Source organism: Micromonospora arida, from assembly GCF_003857035.1.
Lineage (GTDB): Bacteria > Actinomycetota > Actinomycetes > Mycobacteriales > Micromonosporaceae > Micromonospora > Micromonospora arida.
The window spans coordinates 1-25,435 of sequence record NZ_QGSY01000208.1 but is presented as its reverse complement, the minus strand read 5'-3'; the positions used below and the strand labels follow the sequence as shown (position 1 = coordinate 25,435).

Sequence of the window (25,435 nt, the reverse complement as noted above, 5' to 3'; positions counted from 1 at the left end):
GTTAAGGACACCGCTCATGACTTCTGACAACGACCGCCGACGCGGTCTGCTCGCGCGGTTGCGCGAGCGGCCCGCCGCGCGCAGCAGGGGCCGCCGCCGGCTGGGCGCCGCGGTCCGGCTGATCGCCGCGCTGATGCTCGCCGGTGGCGCGTACACCGTCTTCGCCCCGGGCGCCCAGGCGCAGGACAACCCGCAGCTGACCGGCGCCGCCGCCGAGGGCAAGGCGCTGTTCGACGTGAGCTGCGTGACCTGCCACGGCCGCAACGCCCAGGGCGTCGAGGGCCGCGGGCCGAGCCTGGTCGGCGTCGGCGCGGCCTCGGTCGAGTTCCAGGTCAGCTCCGGGCGGATGCCGATGGCCCGCCAGGAGGCCCAGGCGCACCGCAAGCCCCCGGTCTTCACCGACGAGCAGACCCGTCAGCTGGCCCAGTACATCCAGGAGTTGGGCGGCGGGCCGGTCGTGCCCGAGGGCGACGAACTGCGTGAGGACGGCAACATCGCGTCCGGTGGTGAGCTGTTCCGGATCAACTGCTCGCAGTGCCACGCGTTCGGTGGCGGCGGCGGTGCGCTCTCCTCGGGCAAGTTCGCCCCGAGCCTGCACCCCGCGACCGACCGCCAGATCTACGCGGCGATGTTGAGCGGCCCGCAGAACATGCCGGTGTTCGGCGACAACCAGCTCCGGCCGGAACAGAAGGCCGACATCATCGCCTACATCCAGGAGACGCTGAAGCACGACCAGGACCCGGGCGGGTTCAACCTCGGGCGGTACGGCCCGTCCACCGAGGGCCTGGCGATCTTCCTGGTCGGCATCGTGGCGCTCGTCTTCGCCAGCCTGTGGATTGCGGGCAAGTCGTGACCGAGCGGATACTCCTAATCAGTGCTGTGGTGCCGCTCGGCGCCACCCGTAGCGAGGTGACGGCATGAGCACCCACACCGAGCACCAGGCCTCACAGGGCCCGGAGCCGCTCGACGTGAACGACCCCAAGCTGACCCGTTTCGACATCGTTCGTGAGGGCGCGCGTCGGGACGACATCGAGATCGTCCACTACGAGCCGCAGGTGCTGCCGGGCACCAAGGCGGAGCGTCGGCTGACCCGGGTGGTCGCCGGCTTGTTCCTGATCACCGGCCTGGCCGCGACCGCCTTCCTGGCCATCTACATCTGGTGGCCGTGGCAGTACGAGGCGGGCCGCGGCGGCGACAAGTTCTACACCCCGCTGCTCGGCTTCACCCTCGGCGTCGCGCTGCTCGCCGTCGGCTTCGGCATCCTGACCTGGGGCAAGAAGTTGCTGCCCAAGGAGGTCTCGATCCAGGACCGGCACGAGGGCCAGGTGGACTCCGAAGGCCGCACCATCACCGGCCAGACCATGCTCTACATGGCGGACGAGCTGGGCGTGAAGCGTCGCCCCCTGCTCGGCATCTCGCTGCTGGCCGGTCTCGCACCGGTCGCCGCGGTCGCTGCGGCACCGCTGGTCGGCGGCCTGATCTCGCAGCCGCACAAGAACAACCAGATGTTCACCACCGGGTTCGCCGCGGCCGAGGGCGGCCAGCGGATCCGTCTGGTCCGCGAGGACGGCCGGCCGATCCGCCCGGCGGACATCAGCACCGGTGGGCAGCTGACCGTCTTCCCCGGCATCGACCACGGCGTGAGCAACAGGCACGCCGACTCGCCGACGCTGCTGATCCACCTCCGCGACTCCGACGCGCAGGAGTCGCGCCGGGCCAACGAGAAGGTCGGCCACGGTGACTACATGTGGGGCAACTACGCGGCGTTTTCGAAGATCTGCACGCACGCGGGATGCCCGGCCAGCCTGTACGAGCAGCAGACCAACCGGCTGCTCTGCCCGTGCCACCAGTCCCAGTTCCTGATCACCGACAACGCCCGGCCCATCTTCGGCCCCGCCAGCCGGCGGCTGCCGCAGCTGCCGATCGAGGTGGATTCCGAGGGCTTCTTCGTGGCGAAGTCCGACTACACCGAGACCGTCGGGCCTGATTTCTGGGAGCGGCCATGAAGCGTCGAAAGCTTGACCTTGCGGCGACGCCGGGCAAGGCCGCGGTGGGAGTGGACGACCGCTTCGCGGTGGCCACCCCGCTGCGCAAACTGCTGAACAAGGTCTTCCCGGACCACTGGTCCTTCCTGCTCGGCGAGATCGCGCTGTTCTCGTTCGTCGTGCTGCTGCTGACCGGTGTGTTCCTCACCTTCTTCTTCGAGCCGGCGATGACCGAGGTGGTCTACGACGGCAGCTACGCGCCGTTGCAGGGCACCCCGATGTCCGCCGCCTACGCCTCCAGCCTGGACATCTCGTTCGACGTCCGCGGCGGTCTGGTGATGCGGCAGATGCACCACTGGGCGGCGCTGCTGTTCATGGCCGCGATCGTTGTGCACATGCTGCGGGTCTTCTTCACCGGCGCCTTCCGCAAGCCGCGTGAGACCAACTGGATCATCGGTTCGCTGCTGTTCTGGGTCGGCTTCCTGGCCGGCTTCACCGGCTACTCGCTGCCGGACGACGGCCTGTCCGGCACCGGCCTGCGGATCGCCTCGGCGATCATGCTGTCCATCCCGGTGATCGGCTCCTGGGTGACCTCGTCGATCTTCGGCGGCGAGTTCCCGGGCACGATCATCATCAGCCGCTTCTTCATCGCCCACGTGCTGCTCATCCCGGGTCTGCTGGTCGCGCTGATCAGCGTCCACCTGGGTCTGGTCTTCAAGCAGAAGCACACCCAGTGGCCCGGCCCCGGCCGGACCAACAACAACGTGGTCGGCGAGCGGATGTTCCCGCGGTACGCGCTGAAGCAGGGCGGCTTCTTCATGGTCGTCTTCGGCGTCATCGCGCTGATGGGCGGTCTGTTCCAGATCAACCCGATCTGGCTGTTCGGCCCGTACGAGGCGTGGGTGGTCTCGGCCGCCAGTCAGCCCGACTGGTACGTCATGTTCCTCGACGGGTCGACCCGACTCATGCCGGCCTGGGAGATTCCCATCCCGATCGGCGACGGGTACGTCATCCCGCCGCTGTTCTGGCCGACGGTCGTGCTGCCCGGCATCCTGGTGGGCCTGTCGACGATGTACCCGTTCCTGGAAGCCCGGCACCTCAAGGACCGCAAGAGCCACAACCTGCTCCAGCGTCCCCGGGATGCTCCGGCCCGGACCGCGGTCGGCGCCATGGCCGTCTCGTTCTACATCGTGTTGACGCTCTCCGGCGCCAACGACGTGATCGCGGACAAGTTCCAGATCAGCCTGAACGCGATGACCTGGGCGGGCCGGATCGGCCTGCTGGTGCTCCCGCCGCTGGCGTACTACGTCACCTACCGGCTCTGCCTGGGTCTGCAGCAGCACGACCGGGAGGTGCTCGCGCACGGCGTGGAGACCGGCATCATCCGGCGCATGCCGGACGGCCGGTTCGTCGAGGTGCACCAGCCGCTCAGCGCGTCCAACGGGCACGCGGACGGTCACGGTCAGCTCGACTACGTCGGCTGGGTCGTGCCCAAGAAGATGAACCGGCTGGGGGCCCTCGGCCCGGCCATCCGGGGCTTCTTCTACCCGATCGAGAAGCCGGTCGAGGCACCGGTCTCGCCGGGGCACCCGCCGGTCGAGGCCCGACCCGAGCGCGAGGAGATCGGCAGCGGCGAAAGCCGCCGCTGACCGCCCAGTCGCACCGTTACGGGGCGCCCGCCGGATTCCGGCGGGCGCCCCGTCGTATTCACACCCCCCGACCCATCTGACCAGGAGTAGGACGGCCCTGGTGGGACCGGTCGACCCCGTGCGACGGGCGATCGCAGGAATAACCCCGGTGAGCCGGGTATCCGTGCGGTCCAACGTCTCAAGGGGGGGAAGCATGTTGGGTATCAAACGCCTCGGCCTGTTGGCCGCGCTGGTACTGGTCGGTGTCGCGCCGGCTGCGGCCGCGCAGGCCGCGGCACAGCCGTCAACGCAGGACACCCAGTACCTGCAGGCGGTACACCAGGTCAACCTGTTCGAGATCACCGCTGGTGACCTGGCTCAGCAGAAGGGTCAGGACCAGGGGGTCAAGGACCTGGGCGCGATGCTGAAGACCGACCACACCCAGCTGGACCAGACGGTGCAGCAGACCGCGTCGCAGCTCGGGGTGGAACTGCCGAACGAGCCCAGCGCCGATCAGCAGGCGGTCATCGACAAGCTGAACAACGCCAGCGGCGCGGAGTTCGACCGGCTCTGGGTGACCAGTGAGCTGGCCGGCCACGTCCAGGCCATCCAGGCCACCCAGACGGAGATCTCGCAGGGCTCCGAGCAGTCGGTGGTCCAGTTGGCGCAGACGGCACTGCCGACGCTGCAGACGCACTACGACGAGTTGGTGGCGCTCGCCAACAAGTTGGGCATCCCGGTTCCGCAGACCAGCGCCAGCGGTACGCCCAGTCCGGGCGGCACCGGCACCGAGTCGCCGGCTCCGGGCGGCACTGTCACCGAGTCGCCGGCTCCGGGCGGCACCGGCACCGAGTCGCCGGCTCCGGGCGGCGGCACCACCGAGGTACCGGCTCCCAGCGAGAGCTGACGTAGCCACAGCAGACGGCCGGTCCACCCTCGCGGTGGGCCGGCCGCCCTGTGCGCGCTACGCGCCGCCGTGCGGCCGGTACGGCCCCCGAAACGGCGAGTGGATCAGTCGGCGCTGGCCAGACCGATCGCGAACGCCTCCTCCAGGTCGTGCTGCGAGTACGCCCGGAAGGCGATGTGCGACTCGGTGTTGAGCACGCCCGGGACCTTGGAGATGCTGCCCGCGATGACCTGTGCGATCTGGTCGAACTCGCGGACCCGGACGATGGCGATGAGGTCGACGTGCCCGGCCACCGAGTAGACCTCGCTGACGCCGGGAAGGTTGGCCAGGTTCTCCGCCACCTCGGGGATCGCATCGGTGGCGCAGTCGATCAGCACGATCGCGGTGATCACGGGGCATTTCTCCGTTCGTCGGCGTCGTCGCCCATGCTAGATGTTCTGGCCCGAGACCGGAGGCGGGAGCCGTCCGGGCTCAGCCCTGGGCGGGGCAGGGCACGGTGAGGTCGCTCCCGGCCCGGATCACGTTCCGCAGCCGCTCGCCGGCCCGTACGGTCGCGCCCGGCCACACCACAGTGCGGGACACGTCACCGTCCACCCGCGCTCCCGCGCCGACGACCGACTCCACGCAGCGGCCGGTCACCGTCGCGGTCTCCTCGACGAGAACGCCGCCGGCCGCGGCGTGCAGGTTGGCCGCCAGGTAGTCGGCCGGGGTGCCGGTGTCGAAGAAGGTGCCCGGGTAGGCCACCACCGCCAGGGCGCCCGCCGCCTCGGCCGGACGCCACACGGCGCGAACCAGGTCCGAGAAGACGACCGGCAGGTCCCGGACCAGCCGCCAGGGCAGCAGCGAGAAGCCGGTGAAGCAGTGCCCGGCGAAGGTGCCCGGCGCCGCCGGGTCCGCGGCGGGCTGGCCGAGCAGGCGTACGGTGTGCCCGTCCCAGCCGTCGAGCAGGGCGGCGACGTCCGGGCCCGGGGGAGCAGCCGGGTCGGCGAGGTACGCGTCGGCGTTGCCGACCAGCACCGGCCGCCCGTCGATCCAGTCCCGCAGGTTGGCCACCCCACCCGCGGTGCCCAGCGGGTCGCCCGGCTCCACCGACAGGTGTGCGCGGTCGCCGACGTGCGCCACCACCTGCTCGCCGAGGTAGCAGGCGTTCACCGCGACCCGATCGGGACCGGTCAGGCCCAGGCCGGCCAGCCGCGCCAACGCCCGATCCAGCAGGGGCACGTTGCCCACCGGGCAGAGCGCCTTGGGCACCCGTTCGGTGAGCGGGCGCAGCCGCGTGCCCTCGCCGGCGGCCAGCACCACCGCGCACAGATCCGCCGGCACACCGGCCGCGACGATCACGGGGTGTCGTCGGGCACCGGCGGCGGGAACTGTCCGGCCAGCGGCCCGATGTCGTAGTAGGCGAGCAGCCGGGCCGTCGGCCAGGTCAGCTTGGGCAGGTCGTCCAGGGGGTGCCAGGCGGCCTCGAAGACTTCCGCGCCGTCGACGGTCAGCTCGGTGCTGGACGCCGGCACCTCGGCCTCGAAGACCATGTCCACCCAGCCCTTGGCGTGCACGATCGCATTCGGCACCGCCGGACGCAGCCGCGACGGTGGGAGCCGGACGCCGGATTCCTCGAACAGCTCACGGGCCGCACCCACCACCGGGGCCTCACCCCGGTTGAGCAGGCCGGCGGGGAGTGACCAACCCTTGTCGGGCGGCTGGCGCAGCATGAGCAACCGACCCGCGCCCGTCGCCTCGGCGTCCCGGACCAGGGTCACCGCGCCGACGATGTACTTGGGCACGGCCAGCCGGACCAGGCGCCGACGCACCGGCAGGGGCAGCCGGTAGAAGGCCTGGTAGAAGAGGGCCCGACCGGTGGCGCGGGAGCGGGGGATCATGACTCCAGGCTAGTGGTCACGAATGTTCTTCGGACGCGCTGGGGCCGCCAGGTCACTGTCGATGGTCGACCAGGTCGATGAGCTGGCGGACCACGGTGTCCGGTTCGATCACCCGGTCGAAGACCGCGACCAGCAGGGTCTCCAGGTCGGGATAGCCCAACTCCTCGGAGAGGCGCAGCAGTGGCAGGTCACTGGCGAGGCCCCGGTTGTGCTGGCGCAGGGCGAGCCCGATGGTGGCCCGACCGAGGCGCACCTTGTCGCTGATCGTGATGCCCGGCTCGGTGTGCTCGGCGAACCACCGGTTGATCTGCATCTGCGCGTGCGGCGACTTGACGAACGTCAGCCACTCCCGCCGGGGGCCGCGCGGCGCCACACCGGCCTCGAAGCCGTTGTCGCCGTCGTTCTCGGTGAAGATCTCCACCACGTCGCCCTCGTCCAGCTCCGAACTGAGCGGGGCCAGCCGACCGTTGATGCGTGCGGCGAGGCAGCGGTCGCCCCGGTCGTTGCCCAGCTCGTACGCGAGGTCGACAGGCGTGGCGCCGGCCGGGAGCACGACCTGACGCCCGTCGGCGAAGACCTGGATCTGCCCCTCGGCCAGGTCGCAGCGCAGCGACTCGTAGAACTGTGCCGGGTCGGCGGCGTCCGGCTCCCAGTCGAGCACCCGGCGCAGCCAGTCCAGCTGTTCGGCACGGGCCGCGGCGGTGCTGCTGCCGGAGCGGGGGAAACGGAAGTCGGCGGCGATGCCGTACTCGGCCGAGCGGTGCATCTCCTCGGTGCGGATCAGCACCTCCACGGTGCGGTCCTGGGGGCCGCAGACGCTGGTGTGCAGCGAACGGTAGAGGTTGTTCTTCGGCGAGGCGATGAAGTCCTTGAAACGGCCGGGCACCGGTCGCCAGGTGCCGTGGATCGCGCCCAGCGCGGCGTAACAGTCGGTGGCCGGGCCGTCGACCACCACCACGATGCGGGGCAGGTCGTACGGGGCGGTGTGGCCGCCGGCGATGGTGTCCTTCCAGATCGAGTAGAGGTGCCGGGGACGGGGGCTCACCTCGGCGTCGACCCGGCTGCGGCGCAGTGCCACCCGTGCCCGGGTGACCACCGAGTCGAGGTATGAGTCCCAGCCCGGCCGATCGTGCACGTGCCGGGCCAGCCGGGCGTGCTCGTCGGGCTCGAGGTGCAGCAGCACCACGTCGTCCAGCTCGCGTTTGAGGGTCTGGATGCCCAGCCGGTCACAGAGCGGGACCAGCACCTCCTGGGTCTTGCGGGCGATCCGTTCCCGCGACGACGCGGAGCGCACCCCGAGCGTCCGCATGTTGTGCAGCCGGTCGGCCAGCTTGATGATCAACACCCGGACGTCCTTGGCGGCCGCGACGATCATCTTGCGGACCGTCTCCGCCTCGGCGGCCTTGCCGTAGAACGCCTTGTCGAACTTGGTCACCCCGTCGACCAGGTGGGCCACCTCGCCGCCGAAGTCCTCGGAGAGCGCCTGGAGGGTGTAGCGGGTGTCCTCCACGGTGTCGTGCAGCAGCGCCGCGACCAGGGTGGTGGTGTCCATCCCCAGCTCGGCGCAGATCTGCGCCACCGCGAGGGGATGGGTGATGTACGGTTCCCCGCTCTTGCGGAACTGCCCGCGGTGCATGTTCTCCGCGATCGTGTAGGCACGGCGCAGCACCGCGGGGTCGGTGCCGGCGTGGATGCCCCGGTGCGTGCGGACCAGTTGGGTGACCGGGTCCGAGTCGGTGGTCGGCCAGCTGAGCAGCGACCGCAGCCGGCGAGCGAGCGGCAGCTCACCCGGCTGCGTCGGCAGGGCGCCCCCCAGGGCGGCGCCGTGTCCGGCGTCGACGTCCACGAGGGACACCTCCTCACCCCGGCTCCGCATCGCCGGAAGCCGGCGGGGGAGCAGGCCCACGAATCGGGCAGGACTGCACTTCTCTAACAGCCTAAGCGAGTCGACGTAGTCCGATCGGTCAGTTGGTCATGAGCGTTCGGTCGAGAGTTGGTGGGACGCGCCGCCCTCGGCCTTAACCAGCAGGTCACGGAACCGGCCCGCGCCACTCGCCGGAGAGGACCAACCGGAGGACATCTCGACGAGTCGGGTCTCCGGTCGCTCCAACCAGGACAGGATCCGCTCGGACTCCTCGGCGGTGGCGGCCGGCACCGGACCGTGCCCGCCCGACACCGTCTCGGCGGTGGCCCGGATCGCGGTCAACGTGGGACGCGGGTGCGCGCCCGGCGGGGACACCCCCGCGCCGGCGAGTCGGCCGTGCCGGACCAGCGCCAACTCCCAGCCGCCCCGGGCGGCCGGCCGGGCCGCGGCCAACTCGACGATCCCGGTCAGCGCGGCCAGCCGCTGCATCCGCACGGTGGCCCGCAGCACGGCGGCCAGCCGGGACCGCACCACGGCGGCCTCCTCGTAGCGCTGGTCGCGGGAGAGCACGTCGATCCGCGCGAGCAGCGCGTCCACCACCGGCTGGGGGTCGCTGGCCGTCGCGGTACGGAAGGGCGCGGCGGCGCTGTCGTCGTACTCCTCGGGGGTGATCTTGTGTTCGCAGGGCGCCGGGCAGCGACCCAGCTCGGCCAGCGCGCAGGCCGGCGTGACGGTGCGCAGCGAGAGCCGGTGCGTGCACTGGCGCAGTGGCACCGCGTCGTGGAAACCGGCGGCGGCCAGCTCGGCGGCCCGCCGGGAGGTGAACGGCCCGAGGTACGCGGTGTCGGTGGGGGAGAGGTCGCGGACGATCGACAGCCGAGGGTACGGCCCGTCGGTCAGCTTGAGCCAGATCATCCGTTCCGGGTATTTGGACCGGCGGTTGTACGGCGGAGCGTGCGCGGCGATCAACCGCAGCTCACGGACCTCCGCCTCCAACGAGTGGGCGCACTCCACCGCCTCGACCCGTTCGGCCGCGCCCAGCATCTCGGAGATCCGGGCACGCTTCTCGCCGGCGGTGAAGTAGCTGCGCACCCGGGTCGCGATGTCGACCGAGGTGCCCACGTAGAGCGGCCGGTCGTCGGCGGCCCGGAAGATGTAGACCCCCGGCACCTTGGGCAACCCCTCGGCCAGGTGCCTTTTGCGGCGCTGGGTCGGGGTGACCGCGCGGGCGAACTCGATGGCGTCGCCGATCGTGTCCACCCGGTGCCCGCCGAGCCGACCGATCAGCCCGTGCAGCACGTCGACGGTGGCCTTCGCGTCGTCCAACGCCCGGTGGGTGGGCTGGGTGGCGGTGCGGAAGTAGGCGGCCAGGGTGCCCAGCTTGCGGTTGGGCACCTCGTCGCGGGTCAGCACCCGGCGGGCGAGCGCCGCCGTGTCCAGGACGCGGGGGTTGGGCCAGCGGTAGCCGTGCTTGGCGCAGGCGGCCTTGAGGAAGCCCACGTCGTACGGGGCGTTGTGGGCCACCAGCACCGCGCCGTCGATGAACTCCAGGAAGCTCGGCAGCACCTGCTCGATCGGCGGCGCCGGCACCAGCATGGCCTGGGTGATGCCGGTCAGCACGGTGATGAACGGCGGAATCGGCTGGCCCGGGTTGACCAGGGTCGCCAGCACCCCCAACTGCTCGCCACCGCGCACCTTGACCGCGCCGATCTCGGTGATGCCGCCGCCGTCCGGCGCGCCGCCGGTGGTCTCCAGGTCGACCACCACGAACGTCGTCGCGTAGAGCGGCAGCGCCGGGTCCACCCCGCCCACCGCCGGGTCGAGACCGGCCAGTGACTCCTGGACGTACTCCGCCTGTGCCATCGGCGGCACGCTAGCGCCCCGGTCCGACACTCCCGTCGCAGCCGTCCCATCCGTCACCATGGGGCTAGGATGAGAGATCGGCTCACTCACCGGGCGGTGGGCCCGGTCGCGGTGGGAGACTTGCCACATGCCCCTCACCGAGTCGTACGACGACCACCTCCCGCAGGAGGATCCGGTCGCGCTCGACGGTGCTGTGGGCAACCCGGACGACAACGTAGTCAACGACACTCCGAGCGCATCGGACCCCACAACGGGCGAGGGTCCCGCCGCCGAGCCGGAACCGACACTGCCCGAGCCGGTCCGGCAGCGGATCGTGACGCTGACCGCCGCGGTGCTGCCCACCCTCCCCCTCGACGAGGTCCCGGTGCCGTTGCGCCGGGTGGCCAAGTTCGCCCCCAACCGACGCGCCCGGCTCGGCGCGCCGGTCATCGCCGCCCAGCTCACCGCCGACCCGCTGTTCCGGCAGCGGGTCACCGCGCGGGTCCTGGCCGACGCCGGTGACCTCGGTGCGGCCGTGGTCGAGGGCACCGCGCCGGCCGCCGCCGACCCGGTCGAGGTGGCCGCGTTGGCCTACCTGGCCCGGCCCCGAGGCTGGCGGGAGCTGATCGACGCCAGCGGCGCGGCCGTGCGCGCCGAGGCGGACAGCGCCGTCGTCGCCGAGCTGGTCCGCGAGGCCGAGCAGCGGGCCACCCGGGCCGAGCACGACCGCGCGGTGGCCCGGGTCGAGGCCGAGAAGCTCCGCGACGAGCTGGCCCGCGTCCGCGAGGAGCTGGGTCAGCTCCGCGAGGAGTCCCGACAGGTGGCCCGCACCCTGCGGGAGACCCAGGCCCGCGAGCGGAAGGCCACCGAACTGCTGGCCACCGAGCGCGGCCGGGCCGCCCGCGCCAGCGCCGACGTGGACGCCGAGCTCCGCCGGGCCCGGGCCAGCGCCAAGGAGGCGCGCTCGGTCGACGACGCCCGGCTCTGGCTGCTCCTGGAGACCATCGGCCAGGCCGCCGTCGGGCTGCGCCGGGAGCTGGCGCTCGACCCGGTGGACAAACTCCCCGCCGACTTCGTCGCCGACGCGTTCGCCGAGCAGCCGGGCACCGCCCCGGCCGGCCCTGCCGCCCGTGCCCGCGACACCGACGACCCGGCCCGGCTCGACCAGTTGCTCGCCCTGCCCCGGGCGCACCTCGTGGTGGACGGCTACAACGTCACCAAGCGTGGCTTTGGCGAGATGTCCCTGGAGCAGCAGCGCAAACGCCTGATCACCGGGCTGGGCGGGATCGCCGCGCAGACCGGCGACGAGGTTACAGTGGTCTTCGACGGCGCGGAACGGATGCACGGGTTGCCGCCCGCGCCGCGCGGCGTACGGGTGCTCTTCTCCCGCAAGGGTGAGACCGCCGACGAGCTGATCCGGCGACTGGTCCGTGCCGAGCCCGCGGGCCGGCCGGTGGTCGTGGTCTCGTCGGACCGCGAGGTCGCCGACGGGGTACGCCGGCACGGCGCGTACCCGCTGGGCGCGGACTCGCTGCTACGGCGGCTCGCCCGCTCCTGACCGCGGCGGCCGACACGTCGACGGGTCCCGGCGAGGGTTGGGCGAGCCCGGCCGGCGCACCACACGTCGCACTGTGCCTCAACCTGTCCCACCCCGGAGCTAGCATCGCCGCGACCGCCGAGGGATGGGAGTCGCCATGGCACGGGACGACGTCAAGGTCTTCGTCGACCGGGACCTGCGAGGTGCCCGGTTCAACAGGTCGACGCTGGCCGGTGCGGTGATGCGCGGCGTCGATGTCGATGCCCTGGACATCGACGCGCCGTGGCTGGCCGAGGGCACGTTCCTGATCAACGGTGTCGATGTCGTGCCGCTGGTCGAGGCCGAGCTCAACCGACGATTTCCCGGGCGCGACCTCCGGCGGGCCAAGAATCCGGACGACCTCCGCGTGGCGTGGGCGGCACTCGAACGGGCCTGGGCGGCGGCGGTCGACCGGGCTCTGTCCATGCCCGAGGGTGCCGTCGACGCCTCGGTCGACGGGGAGTGGTCGTTCGCGCAGACACTGCGCCACCTCGCGTTCGCCGCCGACACCTGGTTGGGCAAGGCGATCCTGCGCCGGCCGCAGCCCTTCCACCCGCTCGGGCAACCCCATGCCGAGTACGAGACCGATGGCTTCGACATGTCGATCTTCGCCGTCGAGCAGCCGACGTTCGCCGCGACCCTTGAGCTACGGGCCGAGCGGCAGGCGATGGTGCGCGACTTTCTCGCAGCCGTCACGCCGGACCTGCTCGCCGAGACTCGGCCGGCCGCCTGGTGGCCCGAGAAGCAGGTGTCCATCCTGCACTGCCTTCACGTCATCTTCGACGAGGAGTGGCAGCACCTCCGCTTCGCGTTGCGTGACCTCGACGCACAGGGCTGAAATTTCGCCCCCAGAAGGCTGCTCTGCCGCTCCGGCGCTCGGCCGGTCGGGCGCTGCCGCTCCGGCGCTGGGCCGGTCGGGCGGTCGGGCGGCCACCAGTCAGGCGGTCGGTAGTCGCCGGGCCAGCTCACGACGCAGTGCGTCGGGGCCCGGCCTCATCCAGGAGAGCCGGACGACCAGTTCGTAGGGGCCGCGTCCGGGAGTCGACCACTGCCCGGGTCCCATGGGTGGCCGGGTCTGCTGCGGGTCGAGTGGCGTGACCACCAGCCGCGGATCCACGCGGCCTCGGACCCGGGCGCCGGCCATGTTGACCCAGTCGATGCTGAGCCTGGTCCCGTTCGGTCCGGTCAGGTGCAGCGCCTCGTCGGTCAACCGCAGCGGCAGACGAGGCTGACGGCGTAGCTGCCAGTTGGTGATCAGCGCGACGACGACGCCGATCAAGCCGAACCGCAGCAGCACCTGCCACCAGGGCTCGTCGAACAGCGCTGCGTAGGCCGCCAGGAGAGCCGCTGCGCCCAGCACGGCGAGGACCTTCGCGAGGCGATGTCGGCGCGGGGAGTACCGGAAGTCCACGACGGACGGAGCATCGAGGTCGGCCACCGTCGCCCAGTGCCCGGGAGGCCGTTCGGCCAAACGATGCCCCCTTCGCTCGATCGGCATGAATTCCGTGGTGTCGGGTTCCGTGATGTTGGGGGTTCCGCCGGGTGGGATACCCCGATATCGCTGATCTGGAGTGGATCTAGCACTGAAACGGGCGATCGGACGCGGTTCCTGTCGTACCCGGTGGTTAGTGTCGATGTCACCGACGGTGTTCGGCCGGCGACGACAGGAGTCGCCCGGGCGCCGCGAGCCGATCAGGAGGCGTGATGCTCATCGACTGCGACGGGTGCGCGAAGCGGGCCGACGGTTGTTCCGGCTGCCCGCTGACCGCTCTGTTCGACGAGACGTCCCCGGCGGCCGGGTTGGTCGCCGCCGAGGTCGAGGCCATCGAGGTGCTCGCCCGGGCCGGCTTTGACGTGGAGGTGCTGGTCGCGCCCGCGCGCCCGGAGGCGGCTCGCCGTCGCGCCGCCCGCCGCGTTGCCTGAGCGCGACACCGCGCCACCCGCCGCGTTGCCTGAGCGCGACACCGCGCCCGAAAGCGGGCTTCTCGCGGGCCATAGGATGAGCGGTCACGGCGGGAGGAGCGCGATGAGCGGGGAACGACGGGCGGTGACGCGGTGACCCCGCGCGGCTGGGCGCTGCTGACCCTGGCCGGGCTGACCATCGCGCTGGTCGTGCTGGCCGCGCTGCTCATCCCGTGGCACCGCCCGCCGGCACCCCGGGCCGACCAGCTCGCCGCGCTGGGCGATCTGCCGGCCGAGCAGGTGGCCAAGGGGCGGGAGTTCCGGGCCGCGCTGCGTCCCGGCGGCTACGCCGCGCTCGCCGTCGGGCTGCTGATCGCCCTCGCGCTCGGGTTGACCCCGCTGGGCAGTCGCCTGGTCGAGCTGGTGGGCCGGCCTTTCGGTGGGCACTGGGCAGCGCAGGCTGTGCTCGGCGGGCTTGCGGTGGTGCTCGTCGCCGACCTGGTGACGCTCCCGTTCGCCGCCTGGCGGCAGAGCGTGCTCACCCGCTACGGGTTGAGCACCAACGGCTGGAGCGGCTGGGCGGTCGACCTGCTCAAGTCGTACGCCGTCAGCGCGGTGATCGGCGCGGTGGCGCTGTTCGGCTTCTACGCGGTCATCCGGCTCGCGCCACGCTGGTGGTGGGCGTTCGGTGCGGCCGGCGCCGCGGTGCTGGTGGTGTTGCTGTCGTTCGTGCTGCCGGTGGTGGTGGAGCCGGTGTTCAACCGGTTCACCCCGATGGAGCAGGGCCCGTTGCGCACCGAGCTGATGAGCATGGCGGCCCGCGACGGGGTGCCGGTGCGTGACGTGCTGGTCGCCGATGCCTCCCGGCGCACCAGGGCGGTCAACGCGTACGTCTCCGGTCTCGGGCCGACCCGACGGGTGGTCGTCTACGACACGCTGCTGCGCGAGGCGACCCCGGCCGAGGTGACCGCCGTCGTGGCGCACGAGTTGGGGCACGCGAAGGACTCCGACGTGGCGGCCGGCACGCTGACCGGGGCGCTGGGCGCCGCGGCCGCCGTGGTGGCGCTCTACCTGCTCGGCTCGTGGGGGCCACTGCTACGGCTGGCCGGTGTCGACTCGGTGGCCCAACCGCGCGCGTTCCCGCTGTTGGTGGCCCTGGTCACGGTGGCCGGGCTGGTTGCCGCTCCGGTGCAGGCGCTGATGTCCCGACGGGTCGAGGCGCGGGCCGACGCGCACGCGCTCGCGCTCACCAACGACCCGGAGTCCTTCGAGTCGATGCAGCGTCGGCTCGGCTCGGTCAACCTCGGTGACCCCGACCCGCCCCGCTGGGAATACCTCTATTCGGCCTCACATCCGTCCACCGTGGAGCGGATGGCCGCCGCCCGCGCGTACGCCCGGGAGGTCGGCCGATGAGCCGCACCCTGCTGATCACCAATGACTTTCCGCCCCGCCCGGGTGGGATCCAGTCCTTCGTGCACAACCTCGCGGTCCGTCAACCGGCCGGCTCGGTGGTCGTCTACGCGTCGAGCTGGCGCGGGTCCGCGAAGTTCGACGCCGACCAGCCGTTCGAGGTGATCCGGGAGCGTACCCGGGTGTTGCTGCCCACCCCGTTGATCGCCCGCAGGGCGGCCCGGTTGGCCCGCGCGTACGACTGCGACACGGTGTGGTTCGGCGCGGCGGCCCCGTTGGGCCTGCTCGCGGCCGGGCTGCGGCGGCGCGCCGGCATCCGCCGGGTGGTGGCGCAGACCCACGGCCACGAGGTCGGTTGGGCGGCGGTGCCGGCCGCCCGGCCGGCGCTGCGCCGCATCGGCCGGGGTGTGGACGTGACCACCTATCTCGGCGAGTACACCCGCAGCCGGTTGGCCCGGGTGCTGGACGGGGTGACCGAGCTGCGCCGCCTCGCGCCCGGGGTCGACGTGGACACCTACCACCCGAGCGTGGACGGTGAGCAGGTCCGGGCCCGGCTCGGTCTGACCGACCGGCCGGTGGTCGTCTGTGTGTCCCGGCTGGTGCCGCGCAAGGGTCAGGACACCCTGATCCGGGCCCTGCCGGAGATCCGCCGTCGGGTGCCCGACGCGGCGCTGCTGATCGTCGGTGGTGGGCCGTACCGGGCGACCCTGGAGAAGCTGGCCCGCCAGGCCGGTGTGGAACGGGATGTGGTGTTCACCGGCACGGTGCCGTCGGTCGAGTTGCCGGCGCACTACGCGGCCGGCGACGTCTACGCGATGCCGTGCCGCACCCGCAACCGTGGCCTCGACGTCGAAGGGCTGGGCATCGTCTACCTGGAGGCGTCCGCGACCGGCCTGCCGGTGGTGGCCGGTGACTCCGGGGGCGCACCGGACGCGGTCCGGGAGGGGGAGACCGGCTACGTCGTGCGCGGTCGGGACGTCGCGCAGCTCTCCGACCGGGTCGCCCGGCTGCTCGCCGATCGGGACCTGGCCCGTCAGCTGGGCGCGGCTGGCCGGGCGTGGGTGGAACGGGAGTGGCGCTGGGAGGCGCAGGCGGAACGCATGGCGGCACTGCTCGCCGGCTGATCGCCGCCCGCGTTCAGCTCTCCCGGGTGGGCGCGTAGCGCGGCACGTACTCCTGGCCGGTGAGCTGCTGGATCGCCGCCATCACCTCGTCGGTGACCGTTCGGATGTCACGCGGCCCGTTGATCCGCTCGGCGACCGGGATCGGCGGGCCGAACCGCAGGGTGATCGGGTGTCGACGGGGCAGCCGCGCGTCGACCGGTAGCACCTCGGCGGTGCCGAGCACGCCGACCGGGATGATCGGCACCCCGGCGTCGCGGGCCAGCCGGGTCATTCCGACCCGGCCCCGGTAGAGCCGCCCGTCCGGGGAGCGGGTGCCCTCCGGGTAGACGGCGACCAGGCCGCCGGCGCGCAGCACCGGGACGGCGGCGTCGAGGGCGCGCAGGGCGGCCCGGCCGTCGGAGCGGTCGACCGGGATGGCGCCCATGCCGGCGACGATCTGCCGGTTGAGCCAGCCGCCCGGACCTCGACCGGTGAAGTACTCGGCCTTGGCCCAGAAGGTGACGTGTCGCGGCGTCGCGCTGACGAGGAACAACTCGTCGGCGACGGACAGGTGGTTGCCGGCGAGGATCGCGCCGCCATGCCGGGGAATGTGCTCCAGCCCTTCCACCCGGGGCCGCCAGCCCAGCCGCAGTGTGGTGCGGACGGTGAGCTTGGTGAGGTCGTACAGCAGGGGCACGTGTTCTCCGGGGATCGGGGATTCAGGTGAGCGTCGGACCGAGATGGGCGTCGAGCGTGGCACGCAGCAGGGCGTCGTCGTCGGCGGCGCCGGTGGCCAGCGGCAGGCTGCCCCAGGCCCAGAGCTGGGCGATGCCGTGCAGGTTGGCCCAGAGCGCGCCGGCCAGCACCGGTGCGGGCGCGTCGGTCGGCCGACGGAGCTGGGCCACGAGGTCCGCCAGAACGGCGAACAACGGCAGGCTCGTCTCGCGCAACCGTAGCCGGCCGCTGTCCAGCAGGTCGTGGCGGAACATCAGCTCGAACATGCCGCGGTGGGCCGCCGCGTAGTCCAGGTACGTCCGGGCCAGCGCGGTCAATCGGGTACGCGGGTCCGCGTCGACCACGCGCATCGTCTGCTCGACCCGGGCGGTGAGGTCGGCGAAGCCCTCCCGGGCAATGGCGGAGAGCAGGTCGACGTGGGTCGGGAAGTAGCGGCGCGGTGCGCCGTGCGAAACCCCGGCACGGCGGGCGATCTCCCGCAGCGACACCGCCGACTGGCCCTCGCGCAGCACCAGGTCCACCCCGGCGGCCACCAACCGCGCTCGTAGCCCCGGCTCGTCCACGTCCATAGACACTGTCTACCAGCCGTCGTAGACGGTGTCTACCTCCGGTGCGGAATGTCTCCGCCGATCAGCGGATGCGGGCCAGGATGCGATCGGCGGGGGCGGGGCGGCCGAAGTGCCAGCCCTGGGCTGCGTCGCAGCCGATCGCCCGTAGCCGCTCGGCCTGCCCGGCGGTCTCCACCCCTTCGGCGGTGACGGTCAGGTCCAGCGCGTGCGCCAGCGAGACCAGGGAGGCGAGGATCCGCTCGTCGGTGCGGCCGACGGACGGCGAGCGCAGGCCCGCGACGAACTCCCCGGCCACCTTCAGTTCGGTCACCGGCAGGTCCCGCAGGTACGCCAGGTTGCTGTAACCGGTGCCGAAGTCGTCGATGGCGATACGCACCCCGAGGTCGGCAAGGACCCGCAGGGCGCGGACCGGCTCTTCGGCGGTGCTCATCATCGTGCTCTCGGTGATCTCCAGTTGGAGCCGCTCCGGTGGCAGGCCGGTCTGCCGCAGCAGCGCGCGGACCTCCTGCACCAACCCGGGCCGGTGCACCTGCCGTACCGCAAGGTTGACGCTGACGAAGGGCGCGGCGGCACCCCCGGCCGACCACGCCTCGGCCTCGCGGCACGCCTCGGCCAACACCCAACCGCCCAGCTGGACGATCAGGCCGGTCTCCTCGGCCAACCCGATGAAGCTGTCCGGGCGCAGCACCCCCAACTCGGGGTGCCGCCAGCGGACCAGCGCCTCCACGCCGACCAGGCTGCCGTCGCGCAGCGAGGTCAGCGGCTGGTAGTCGAGGTAGAACTCGCCCCGCTCCAACGCCGCCGGGATGGCCGCGGAGAGCGCGTAGCGGGCCAGTTCACGTTGGTTGCGCTCGGCGTCGTAGAGCGACCAGCGCGCCCCACCGGCGGACTTCGCCCAGTGCAGGGTGCTGTCGGCGGCCCGCATCAGGTCCGTGGGGTTGGCCCCGGCCACCTGGCGCTCGACGATGCCGATGCTCGCCGAGATCTGCAGCTCGTGCCCGTCGACCAGGGCCGGTGTGCGTACCGCGGCAAGCGCGGTCTCGGCCACCGCCACCATGTCGTCGGTGCCGGCGCTGCGTTCCACCAGGATGACGAACTCGTCGCCGCCGAGCCGGGCCACCAGGTGCTCACCCATGGCCTTGCGCAGCCGCTCGGCCACCGTGGCCAGCAGCAGGTCACCGATCTGGTGCCCCAGCGTGTCGTTGACCACCTTGAAGCGGTCCAGGTCCAGGAAGCACACCCCGACCCGCTGCGCGCCCCGGCCCGGCTCGTTGAGCGCGGCGGCGAGCCGTTCGGTGAACAGCGTCCGGTTGGGTAGGCCGGTGAGCGGATCGTGGGTGGCCTGATGCCGGAACCGTGCCTCGCTGGCCCGCAGCGCCCGCTCCGCCTGGGTGCGGGCCCGCATGGCGGCGCGGCGGATCGACTCCTGCTCGTCGAGCGTCCGGTCGCGCAGCGCGCGGGCGTAGCCGGTCGCCACGGCCGCCAGCAGCCGGGCCATCCGGTCCTCGACGTCCTCGGCCACCAAGCCCAGGTCACGCACCAGGCGGAGCTGGATGACCTCGACGGTACGACCCAGCCCCTCGGCGGAAGCGATGTGCGCAGCGACCAGCTCGGCGCCGACCCGGTGCCCGGCACGCAGGTCGAACGGCTCGGTGAGCAACGCCCCGGCCAGTTGCCCGGTGAGCCGGTCCAGCAGGGACTCCAACTGGGCCTGGGTCATCGGTAGGTAGCTGGTGCCGGAGACCGCCTTCGCCCAGGCCCGGGCGAACGCCCCCGGGCAGGGGGTCGCCCCGGGCGACTCAGTCACCGAGGCGCCCGACGCCGCCCATGAAGACCGCGCGCTCGGCGTCCTCCGCGCTCTCCGGAGTGTCCGGTCGCCACTCGGGTACCCAGACCACGCCGGGTTCGAGCAGCTCGAAGCCGTCGAAGAGTGCGGTCAGCTCGGCACGGCTGCGCACCCACAGCGGGTTGTCGGTGCGCCGGTAGACCCGCTCCGCCTCGGCGCGTTCGTCCTCGCTGCGCCCGTCGTCGCTGGCCTGTGACAGCACCAGGTAGCTGCCGGGCGCCAACGCGTCCCGCAGCGTCCGCAGCAGCTCCGCCGGCCGGTCGTCGTCGGAGACGAAGTGCAGGACGGCCACGACCATCACGGCCACCGGTTGGCTCAGGTCGAGCAGCTTGCGGACGTCCGGATGGGTGAGGATCGCCTCCGGGTTGCGCAGGTCCTCCTGCACGACCGCGGCCTGCTCGTTGCCGGCGAGGATCTCGCGGCTGTGCGCCACCGCCACCGGGTCGACGTCCACATAGACCACTCGCGACTGCGGGTCGATCTGCTGGGCGATCTCGTGCACGTTGCCGACGGTCGGGATGCCCGAACCGATGTCCAGGAACTGCCGGATCCCGGCGTCGGCGAGGTGGTGCACGGCCCGGCGCAGGAACGCCCGGTTGGCCTGGGCCATCAACGGCGCCTCGGGCACCGCGGCGACCATCGCCTGCGCCGCGGCCCGGTCGGCGGCGAAGTTGTGCGAGCCGCCGAGGTAGTAGTCGTACATCCGCGCGACGCTCGGGCGCTCGATGTCGATGGTGTCGGGTGCCCAGTCCGGCCGCTGCATGCGTTTCACCCCTCGAATCCGCGACGCGAGCATCGTCGAGCCCGCGCGGGTATTGTGCACCCGCCACGCACGCCAGACCATAGCGCGCCGAAGGTTGCCCGCCGACGTCGGTCGATGCGCGACGGTCCGCGCCGGCCGAAGCTGGCGCGGACCGTCGGTCGCGTCGTCCCGCTCGACGAGCGGGGGGCAGATCAGAACTTCGGCGCGTCCGGTGCCTCGAGCAGGCCCAGCCGGAGCGCGGTCATCAGGGCCTGAGCCCGGTTGGCCGCGCCGAGCTTCTCGTAGAGCTTCGAGATGTGCGTCTTCGCCGTGGACTCGCTGACGAACAGCTGCTTGGCGATGCCCGCCACGCTCATCCCGTCGGCGAGCAGCCGCAGCACCTGCCCCTCCCGGGGAGACAGCTGCGGACCGGACGGGGCGAGCCGGCGCTTCATCGCCTCGGCCAGGTCGGCCGCGGTGAACGCGCTGGGGGAGGAGGCGGCGTGCCGTGCGGCGGCCACCACCTCGTCGGCCGGGGCGGTCTTCGGCACGAAGGCGCTCGCGCCGGCCTCCAGGGCGCCGAAGAGCTGGTCGTCGCCGGCGTACATGGTCAGCACCACGATGCCCATCGACGCGCTGGACTTACGCAGTGCGCGGGTGGCCTCCAGGCCGCTGCCGTCGGGCAGCCGCAGATCCATGATCACCACGTCCGGCTGCAAGGCGCCGGCCTGGCGTACCCCCTCCGCCGCCGTGGCCGCCTCACCGACGACCTCGAACTGGCGGTCGCGCTCGAAGGCGTGCCGCAAACCCTTGCGAATCAGGTCATGATCGTCGACAAGGAGGACCTTGGTACGGGTGGCCGGTATCGGACTTGTGGTCATCCTCGGGTTACTCCCCTTCTGGTGCTGCGCTGCCGCGCACGTTATCGCGCCGGGCCGAGGTGCCGAGAACCACCGCCACGGTCGTGCCGCTGGGTTGCCGCGGCCTGATCTCCAACCGGCCCCGGATACGTTCCGCCCTCTCGGCCATGATCGCAAGACCGTACCGTCCGTCCGGGCGCTGGTCAGCCATCCCCTGACCGTCATCCGACACTTCTATTTGCGCGTACGGGGGGTCGACCTCACAGGTGACCCACAAATTCGACGCCCCGGCGTGCTTGCGCGCGTTGGTCACCGCCTCCTGCGCGATGCGCAACAACTCAGCCTCGGTGGCGGCCGGCAACCGGGCGGTGGACTCGTCCAGCGAGAGGTGCACCCGCAGCCCGCCGGACGCGCCCACGGTGCGCGCGTACTCGGCGATCGCCGCGGCCAACCCACCCTGCCGGTCCACCTCGCTGCGCAGCTCGAAGAGGCTCAGCCGCAGCTCCTGGATCACCCGGGTCACCTCGCCGCGCAGCGTACGCAGGGCCTCGGCGGTCTCGTCGGCGTCGTCGAAGACGGTGGCCAGGGCGTTGTCGATGCCGTAGCCGACCATCACCAGCTCCTGGGCCACCCCGTCGTGGATCTCCCGGGCCAGCCGCTGCCGCTCCTCGTTGGTGGCCAGCGAGCGCACCTCGTCGAAGAGCAGCGCCGCCTCCAGTCGCAGCGCGGCCGGGCGGGTCAGCCCGGTCACCCGGGACACCACGGCCGGCGGGTACGCGTGCGCGGCGTCGGCCTCCAACACCACCAGCCCCACCGTGCGCACCCCGGCGACCAGCGGAACGATCAGCGCCGACACGTCGCCACCGCGGTGCGAGCGGGATTGCGACCGGGCGGCCGTGGTGGCCTGCTGGGTGGCCCAGGCGTCGGCGATCGCCGAGTCCGCGTCCAGCGTCGTCTCCCAGTCCACCCGGTCGACGCCGGCCTGGGCGAGCACCACGAGCCGACCACCACCGCTGGCCGAGAGCACCGCGCCCCGATCGGCGCGGGCCACAGTGCGCAGCTCCTCCAGCAGGTGCTCGGAGATGCCGCCCGGGTCCAGGGTCGCCCCGGGCAGCTGCCGGGCCACCGTACGCAGCTGGGTCAGCAGCCGGGTGGCCTCGGCGTACGGCTGGGGTTTGCCCTCACCGCGGACCGCCATCACCTGGTGCAGCGTGCCGGCGGCGTAGAGCCCCAGCGCCGCCAGGATCAGCCACTGCGCGCAGACCGCGAGGTAACCCAGCTGGCCGAGCTGGAGACCACCGTCTACCCGGGTCAGCGCGCCGCTGAGCAGCAGGGTGGCGGCGGTGACCACGAGCAGCGCGGCGCCTTCCGGGAAGCGGCGGCGCAGCGCGGTGACGGTCACCGGGACCGCCAGGTAGGGCAGCACCGCCGACGCGCCCAGGCCGTCGACCGTGCCGCCGATGGACGCCACCGCGGCGACGTGGCTCGCGGCCAGCCCCAGCACCACCACCTCGGCCACCCGGCTCAGAGGGCCGACCAGCCGGTGCTGCGGTGCCAGCAGCGACGGCAGCCCGGCCACCGCCAGCAACGCGATCCACCACAGCTGGGTGACGTCGCGGGTGGCGAACAGGGTCAGGACGGCGACCAGCGCCAGCATCACCAGGCGGGCGGCCGCGGCGAGGGGATGCGGGTGTGGTGCGGTGGCTGTGGATGCGGGCACGTGACGGATGGTAGTCAGCCTCGGTAGATATCGGCGATCTCCGCCGCGTACGTCTTGTGGACAACCTGGCGCTTGACCTTGAGCGACGGGGTCAGCTCGCCGGTCGTCTCGGTGAAGTCGCGGGGCAGGACCCGGAACACCTTGATCGCTTCGGCCTTCGACACGGCCTGGTTCGCGGTGTCGATGGCGGTCTGGATCTCCTTGCGCAGGCCCTCGTGCTCGCGCAGCTGCTCGACGGAGGTGTCGAGGGGCATGCCGGCGTTCTCCAGCCAGTTCGGCAGCGCCTCCTCGTCGACGGTGACCAGCGCCGCGATGAACGGCTTGGCGTCGCCGACCACGACACACTGGCTGATCAACGGATGCGCCCGGACCAGGTCCTCCAGCACCGCCGGGGCGACGTTCTTGCCGCCGGCGGTGACGATCAGCTCCTTCTTGCGGCCGGTGATGCTCAGGTAGCCGTCGGAGTCGAGCTGACCCAGGTCGCCGGTGCGGAACCAGCCGTCGGCGCTGATCGCCTCGGCGGTCGCCGTCTCGTTGCGCCAGTAACCCTGGAAGATCAGCTCGCCGGAGAGCAGGATCTCGCCGTCGTCCTCGATCCGCACGGTCACGCCCGGGAACGGACGGCCGACGGTGCCCATCCGGGTGGCGGTGGGCTGGTTCGATGCGGCGGCGGGCGAGGTCTCGGTCAGGCCGTAGCCCTCCAGGATCGTCACGCCGATGCCCCGGAAGAAGTGACCCAGTCGGGCGCCGAGCGGCGCCCCGCCGGAGATCGCGTCCCGGCACCGTCCGCCGAGCGCGGCACGCAGCTTGCGGTAGACCAGCCGGTCGAAGACCGCGTGTTGGGCGCGCAGCGCCAGGCCCGGTCCGCCGGGGGTCTCCAGCGCCTCGCTGTACGCGATGGCGACCTGCTCGGCGCGGGCGAAGATGCCGCCCTTGCCGTCCGCCTCGGCCTTCTGCTTGGCGGCGTTGTAGACCTTCTCGAAGACCCGGGGTACGGAGAGCACGAAGGTCGGCCGGAACGCCTGCAGCTCGGCGACCAGGTTCTTGGTGTCCGCGCAGTGCGCCATGGTGACCCGGGCCTGCACGACGCCGATCTGGATCAGCCGGGCGAAGGCGTGCGCCAGCGGAAGGAAGAGCAGGGTGCTCGCGCCGGCGTTGAAGAGGTTCGGCAGCACCGGTACCGCGTTGGCGATGTCGGCGTACATGTTGCGGTGGGTGAGTACGCAACCCTTGGGCCGGCCGGTGGTGCCGCTGGTGTAGATGATCGTGGCCAGGTCGCCGGCGCCGACGGCCTTGCGCCGCCGCTCGACCTCGGCCAACTCGACCGTGGCGCCGGTCCTGACCAGCTCGTCGACCCCGCCGAGGTCGATCTGCCAGACCTGGCCCAGCTCGGGCAGCCGGTGCCGGACACCGGCGATCAGGGCGGCGTGCGCCTCGCTCTCCACCACGACGGCGACCGCGTTGGAGTCTTCGAGGATCCACGCGGCCTGCTCGGCGCTGGACGTCTCGTAGATCGGCACGGTCACCGCGCCGACGGCCCAGATGGCGTAGTCCAGCAGCGTCCACTCGTAGCGGGTGCGGCTCATCAGCCCGACCCGGACACCGGGCTCGATGCCGGCGGCGATCAGCCCCCGGGCCACCGCGGCCACCTCGTCGCGGAACTGGAGGCAGGTCACCTCGGTCCATTCGGTGACGGTGCCGTCGGCGTGTGGGGTGGGGCGGGCGAACTGGACGGCGTCGGGCGCGACTTCGGCGTTGTCCCACACCGGATCGGTGAGGTTGGCCGCGTCGCCAATGGTGACGATCGGCGGGACGGAGAACTCGCGCACCTGCACTCCTTCGTGCTCGCACTGGTGGGGCTGGCCGGCGCCGTGGGCGTCGGCTGTGTCGAAACCTACCCGGCGGGCGGTCAAGGTGAGACAACCAGGAGGCGGGTAGCCTCCCCCCATGGCGGACTCCTCCACCCAGTCGATCATCATCGGCGCCGCACCGGATCGGGTGACGGCGGTCATCTGCGACTTCGCGCGCTACCCGGAATGGACCGACGCGGTGCGTCGCGCCGAGGTCGTCGAGGAGTACGAGGACGGCTACGCCAGCCAGGTGCATTTCACCATCGACGCCGGGGTGATGGCCGACGAGTACGTGCTCGCCTACGAGTACGCCGAGGACGTGTCCCGCATCGAGTGGCACCTGGTCGCCCCCTCGAAGATGCAGAAGGCACAGCGTGGTTCGTACGACCTGGTGGGTAACCCGGACGGCAGCACGACGGTGACCTACACGCTGGAGGTCGACCTGTCGGTCGGCATGCTCGGGATGTTTCGGCGCAAAGCCGAAAAGATGATCATGGACACCGCGTTGAAGCAGCTCAAGCGCCGGGTAGAAGCAACCGGTGCGGCGCAGTGACGTGTCCGGTGGCACGGTAGAGGAGCCGACGGTGGGCGGAACGGATCCGGGTTCGGCCCGGGAAGAGGCGGAGCGGCTGGTCGCCACCCTGCTGGCAGGGGCGCGACTGGCCTCCGCCGGCTCGGCGGGCGGCGCGTTCGGCTCGTTGGGCGGGATGCTGTCCGGTGTCCTCGGTCACAGCGCGGGCCCCGACGCCCGCTCCGGCACCGGTGGTGCTTTCGCCACCGGTTCGGCCGAATGCTGCGTCTGCCCGGTCTGTCGGGGCATCGCCGCGTTGCGGGACCCGAGTCCGGAATTCGCCGAACGGCTCGCGACCGGCGCCGGTGACCTCGCCGCCGGCGTCGCCAGCCTGCTCCGCGCGTTCTCCCCGCCGGAACCGTCCGCGCCGAGCCCCGCCGCGCCGGCCACCGAGCCGACCGCCCCGCCCGCGCCAGCACCCGCCGCGCGCACCGACGACGTGCTC

23 protein-coding genes and 1 pseudogene are annotated in these 25,435 nt (G+C 72.2%); 11 read left to right on the top strand and 13 right to left on the bottom strand.

Translation table 11 applies throughout. The features are described 5' to 3' along the window. The first annotated feature begins 16 nt into the window (after positions 1-16). The 4 genes from qcrC to DLJ58_RS19805 all read left to right on the top strand — a co-directional run bounded on the left by qcrC (position 17) and on the right by DLJ58_RS19805 (position 4,520). Entirely contained in the window at positions 17-853 is an 837-nt protein-coding gene (qcrC, locus tag DLJ58_RS19820) for a cytochrome bc1 complex diheme cytochrome c subunit (RefSeq protein WP_124858518.1), read from the top strand. 64 nt (positions 854-917) lie between these two features. Continuing rightward, complete coding sequence (gene qcrA / locus DLJ58_RS19815; RefSeq protein WP_124858517.1) at positions 918-2,006, top strand: cytochrome bc1 complex Rieske iron-sulfur subunit; 1,089 nt, start codon at positions 918-920, stop codon at positions 2,004-2,006. Then, positions 2,003-3,634, top strand: coding sequence for a cytochrome bc1 complex cytochrome b subunit (qcrB, locus tag DLJ58_RS19810; RefSeq protein ID WP_124858516.1), 1,632 nt, complete (start codon positions 2,003-2,005; stop codon positions 3,632-3,634). Before qcrA ends, qcrB begins: the two co-directional genes overlap by 4 nt. Before the next feature lie 193 nt (positions 3,635-3,827). Beyond that, positions 3,828-4,520, top strand: coding sequence for a DUF4142 domain-containing protein (locus tag DLJ58_RS19805; protein ID WP_091407523.1), 693 nt, complete (start codon positions 3,828-3,830; stop codon positions 4,518-4,520). A gap of 104 nt (positions 4,521-4,624) precedes the next feature. Here DLJ58_RS19805 and DLJ58_RS19800 read toward each other — a convergent pair whose 3' ends face one another. The 5 genes from DLJ58_RS19800 to DLJ58_RS19780 form a co-directional block, all read right to left on the bottom strand. After that, positions 4,625-4,912, bottom strand: coding sequence for an Lrp/AsnC family transcriptional regulator (locus DLJ58_RS19800; RefSeq protein WP_074313163.1), 288 nt, complete (start codon positions 4,910-4,912; stop codon positions 4,625-4,627). A 79-nt stretch (positions 4,913-4,991) separates the two neighbouring features. Next, positions 4,992-5,861 carry a nucleotidyltransferase family protein gene (locus DLJ58_RS19795; protein WP_244219043.1) on the bottom strand — a complete coding sequence of 290 codons (870 nt, stop codon included), beginning with the start codon at positions 5,859-5,861 and terminating at the stop codon, positions 4,992-4,994. Continuing rightward, a complete protein-coding gene (locus DLJ58_RS19790; RefSeq protein WP_124858515.1) occupies positions 5,858-6,400 on the bottom strand; it encodes an NUDIX hydrolase in 543 nt (180 codons plus the stop codon). Before DLJ58_RS19790 ends, DLJ58_RS19795 begins: the two co-directional genes overlap by 4 nt. A 52-nt stretch (positions 6,401-6,452) precedes the next feature. Beyond that, complete coding sequence (locus DLJ58_RS19785; protein ID WP_124858524.1) at positions 6,453-8,246, bottom strand: RelA/SpoT family protein; 1,794 nt, start codon at positions 8,244-8,246, stop codon at positions 6,453-6,455. A gap of 126 nt (positions 8,247-8,372) precedes the next feature. Then, positions 8,373-10,127 carry a DEDD exonuclease domain-containing protein gene (locus tag DLJ58_RS19780; protein WP_124858514.1) on the bottom strand — a complete coding sequence of 585 codons (1,755 nt, stop codon included), beginning with the start codon at positions 10,125-10,127 and terminating at the stop codon, positions 8,373-8,375. Between the two features lie 127 nt (positions 10,128-10,254). On the opposite strand from DLJ58_RS19780, the gene DLJ58_RS19775 reads away from it, so the two are divergent. Beyond that, entirely contained in the window at positions 10,255-11,664 is a 1,410-nt protein-coding gene (locus tag DLJ58_RS19775; RefSeq protein ID WP_124858513.1) for an NYN domain-containing protein, read from the top strand. 136 nt (positions 11,665-11,800) lie between these two features. After that, the gene (locus DLJ58_RS19770; protein ID WP_124858512.1) at positions 11,801-12,520 is read left to right on the top strand and encodes a DinB family protein; all 720 of its coding nucleotides are present in this window, start codon (positions 11,801-11,803) and stop codon (positions 12,518-12,520) included. Between the two features lie 99 nt (positions 12,521-12,619). Here the strand turns inward: DLJ58_RS19770 and DLJ58_RS19765 are convergent, their stop codons facing one another. Next, entirely contained in the window at positions 12,620-13,153 is a 534-nt protein-coding gene (locus DLJ58_RS19765; protein ID WP_124858511.1) for a hypothetical protein, read from the bottom strand. A gap of 233 nt (positions 13,154-13,386) precedes the next feature. Here DLJ58_RS19765 and DLJ58_RS19760 point away from each other — a divergent pair, with 233 nt between their 5' ends. From DLJ58_RS19760 to DLJ58_RS19750, 3 genes are all read left to right on the top strand, one after another. Beyond that, positions 13,387-13,605, top strand: coding sequence for a hypothetical protein (locus DLJ58_RS19760; protein WP_124858510.1), 219 nt, complete (start codon positions 13,387-13,389; stop codon positions 13,603-13,605). Positions 13,606-13,737: 132 nt separating this feature from the next. Further along, a complete protein-coding gene (locus DLJ58_RS19755; RefSeq protein ID WP_124858509.1) occupies positions 13,738-14,997 on the top strand; it encodes a M48 family metallopeptidase in 1,260 nt (419 codons plus the stop codon). Then, a complete protein-coding gene (locus DLJ58_RS19750) occupies positions 14,994-16,118 on the top strand; it encodes a glycosyltransferase family 4 protein (RefSeq protein WP_124858508.1) in 1,125 nt (374 codons plus the stop codon). Before DLJ58_RS19755 ends, DLJ58_RS19750 begins: the two co-directional genes overlap by 4 nt. Positions 16,119-16,131: 13 nt before the next feature. Here the strand turns inward: DLJ58_RS19750 and DLJ58_RS19745 are convergent, their stop codons facing one another. The 7 genes from DLJ58_RS19745 to DLJ58_RS19715 all read right to left on the bottom strand — a co-directional run bounded on the left by DLJ58_RS19745 (position 16,132) and on the right by DLJ58_RS19715 (position 24,398). Next, a complete protein-coding gene (locus tag DLJ58_RS19745; RefSeq protein ID WP_124858507.1) occupies positions 16,132-16,794 on the bottom strand; it encodes a lysophospholipid acyltransferase family protein in 663 nt (220 codons plus the stop codon). Between the two features lie 22 nt (positions 16,795-16,816). After that, positions 16,817-17,401, bottom strand: a complete 585-nt coding sequence (locus DLJ58_RS19740; protein WP_124858506.1) for a TetR/AcrR family transcriptional regulator — start codon at positions 17,399-17,401, stop codon at positions 16,817-16,819. 61 nt (positions 17,402-17,462) lie between these two features. After that, positions 17,463-19,121 (bottom strand): putative bifunctional diguanylate cyclase/phosphodiesterase, encoded by a 1,659-nt coding sequence (locus DLJ58_RS19735; RefSeq protein ID WP_244219044.1) that lies wholly within the window; start codon positions 19,119-19,121, stop codon positions 17,463-17,465. Between the two features lie 79 nt (positions 19,122-19,200). Next, complete coding sequence (locus tag DLJ58_RS19730) at positions 19,201-20,010, bottom strand: SAM-dependent methyltransferase (protein WP_124858504.1); 810 nt, start codon at positions 20,008-20,010, stop codon at positions 19,201-19,203. Between the two features lie 191 nt (positions 20,011-20,201). Continuing rightward, positions 20,202-20,870, bottom strand: a complete 669-nt coding sequence (locus DLJ58_RS19725) for a response regulator transcription factor (RefSeq protein ID WP_030337723.1) — start codon at positions 20,868-20,870, stop codon at positions 20,202-20,204. A gap of 7 nt (positions 20,871-20,877) precedes the next feature. Then, positions 20,878-22,569 (bottom strand): sensor histidine kinase, encoded by a 1,692-nt coding sequence (locus DLJ58_RS19720; RefSeq protein ID WP_124858503.1) that lies wholly within the window; start codon positions 22,567-22,569, stop codon positions 20,878-20,880. A 14-nt stretch (positions 22,570-22,583) separates the two neighbouring features. Then, the gene (locus DLJ58_RS19715; protein WP_124858502.1) at positions 22,584-24,398 is read right to left on the bottom strand and encodes an AMP-dependent synthetase/ligase; all 1,815 of its coding nucleotides are present in this window, start codon (positions 24,396-24,398) and stop codon (positions 22,584-22,586) included. Between the two features lie 118 nt (positions 24,399-24,516). Here DLJ58_RS19715 and DLJ58_RS19710 point away from each other — a divergent pair, with 118 nt between their 5' ends. Both DLJ58_RS19710 and DLJ58_RS19705 read left to right on the top strand, forming a co-directional pair. Then, positions 24,517-24,972 carry an SRPBCC family protein gene (locus DLJ58_RS19710; RefSeq protein ID WP_124858501.1) on the top strand — a complete coding sequence of 152 codons (456 nt, stop codon included), beginning with the start codon at positions 24,517-24,519 and terminating at the stop codon, positions 24,970-24,972. Between the two features lie 31 nt (positions 24,973-25,003). Next, positions 25,004-25,435: pseudogene (locus DLJ58_RS19705) on the top strand (hypothetical protein); the annotation flags it as partial.

What these genes read in the sequence shown, in the direction of transcription:
- DLJ58_RS19735 (WP_244219044.1), bottom strand. Translation starts at nt 19,121, where the DNA reads ATGACCCAGGCCCAGTTGGAGTCCCTGCTGGACCGGCTCACCGGGCAA.
- DLJ58_RS19775 (WP_124858513.1), top strand. Translation starts at nt 10,255, where the DNA reads ATGCCCCTCACCGAGTCGTACGACGACCACCTCCCGCAGGAGGATCCG.
- DLJ58_RS19750 (WP_124858508.1), top strand. Translation starts at nt 14,994, where the DNA reads ATGAGCCGCACCCTGCTGATCACCAATGACTTTCCGCCCCGCCCGGGT.
- qcrC (WP_124858518.1), top strand. Translation starts at nt 17, where the DNA reads ATGACTTCTGACAACGACCGCCGACGCGGTCTGCTCGCGCGGTTGCGC.
- DLJ58_RS19725 (WP_030337723.1), bottom strand. Translation starts at nt 20,870, where the DNA reads ATGACCACAAGTCCGATACCGGCCACCCGTACCAAGGTCCTCCTTGTC.
- DLJ58_RS19770 (WP_124858512.1), top strand. Translation starts at nt 11,801, where the DNA reads ATGGCACGGGACGACGTCAAGGTCTTCGTCGACCGGGACCTGCGAGGT.
- DLJ58_RS19760 (WP_124858510.1), top strand. Translation starts at nt 13,387, where the DNA reads ATGCTCATCGACTGCGACGGGTGCGCGAAGCGGGCCGACGGTTGTTCC.
- DLJ58_RS19790 (WP_124858515.1), bottom strand. Translation starts at nt 6,400, where the DNA reads ATGATCCCCCGCTCCCGCGCCACCGGTCGGGCCCTCTTCTACCAGGCC.
- DLJ58_RS19740 (WP_124858506.1), bottom strand. Translation starts at nt 17,401, where the DNA reads ATGGACGTGGACGAGCCGGGGCTACGAGCGCGGTTGGTGGCCGCCGGG.
- DLJ58_RS19710 (WP_124858501.1), top strand. Translation starts at nt 24,517, where the DNA reads ATGGCGGACTCCTCCACCCAGTCGATCATCATCGGCGCCGCACCGGAT.
- qcrA (WP_124858517.1), top strand. Translation starts at nt 918, where the DNA reads ATGAGCACCCACACCGAGCACCAGGCCTCACAGGGCCCGGAGCCGCTC.
- DLJ58_RS19780 (WP_124858514.1), bottom strand. Translation starts at nt 10,127, where the DNA reads ATGGCACAGGCGGAGTACGTCCAGGAGTCACTGGCCGGTCTCGACCCG.
- qcrB (WP_124858516.1), top strand. Translation starts at nt 2,003, where the DNA reads ATGAAGCGTCGAAAGCTTGACCTTGCGGCGACGCCGGGCAAGGCCGCG.
- DLJ58_RS19730 (WP_124858504.1), bottom strand. Translation starts at nt 20,010, where the DNA reads ATGCAGCGGCCGGACTGGGCACCCGACACCATCGACATCGAGCGCCCG.
- DLJ58_RS19805 (WP_091407523.1), top strand. Translation starts at nt 3,828, where the DNA reads ATGTTGGGTATCAAACGCCTCGGCCTGTTGGCCGCGCTGGTACTGGTC.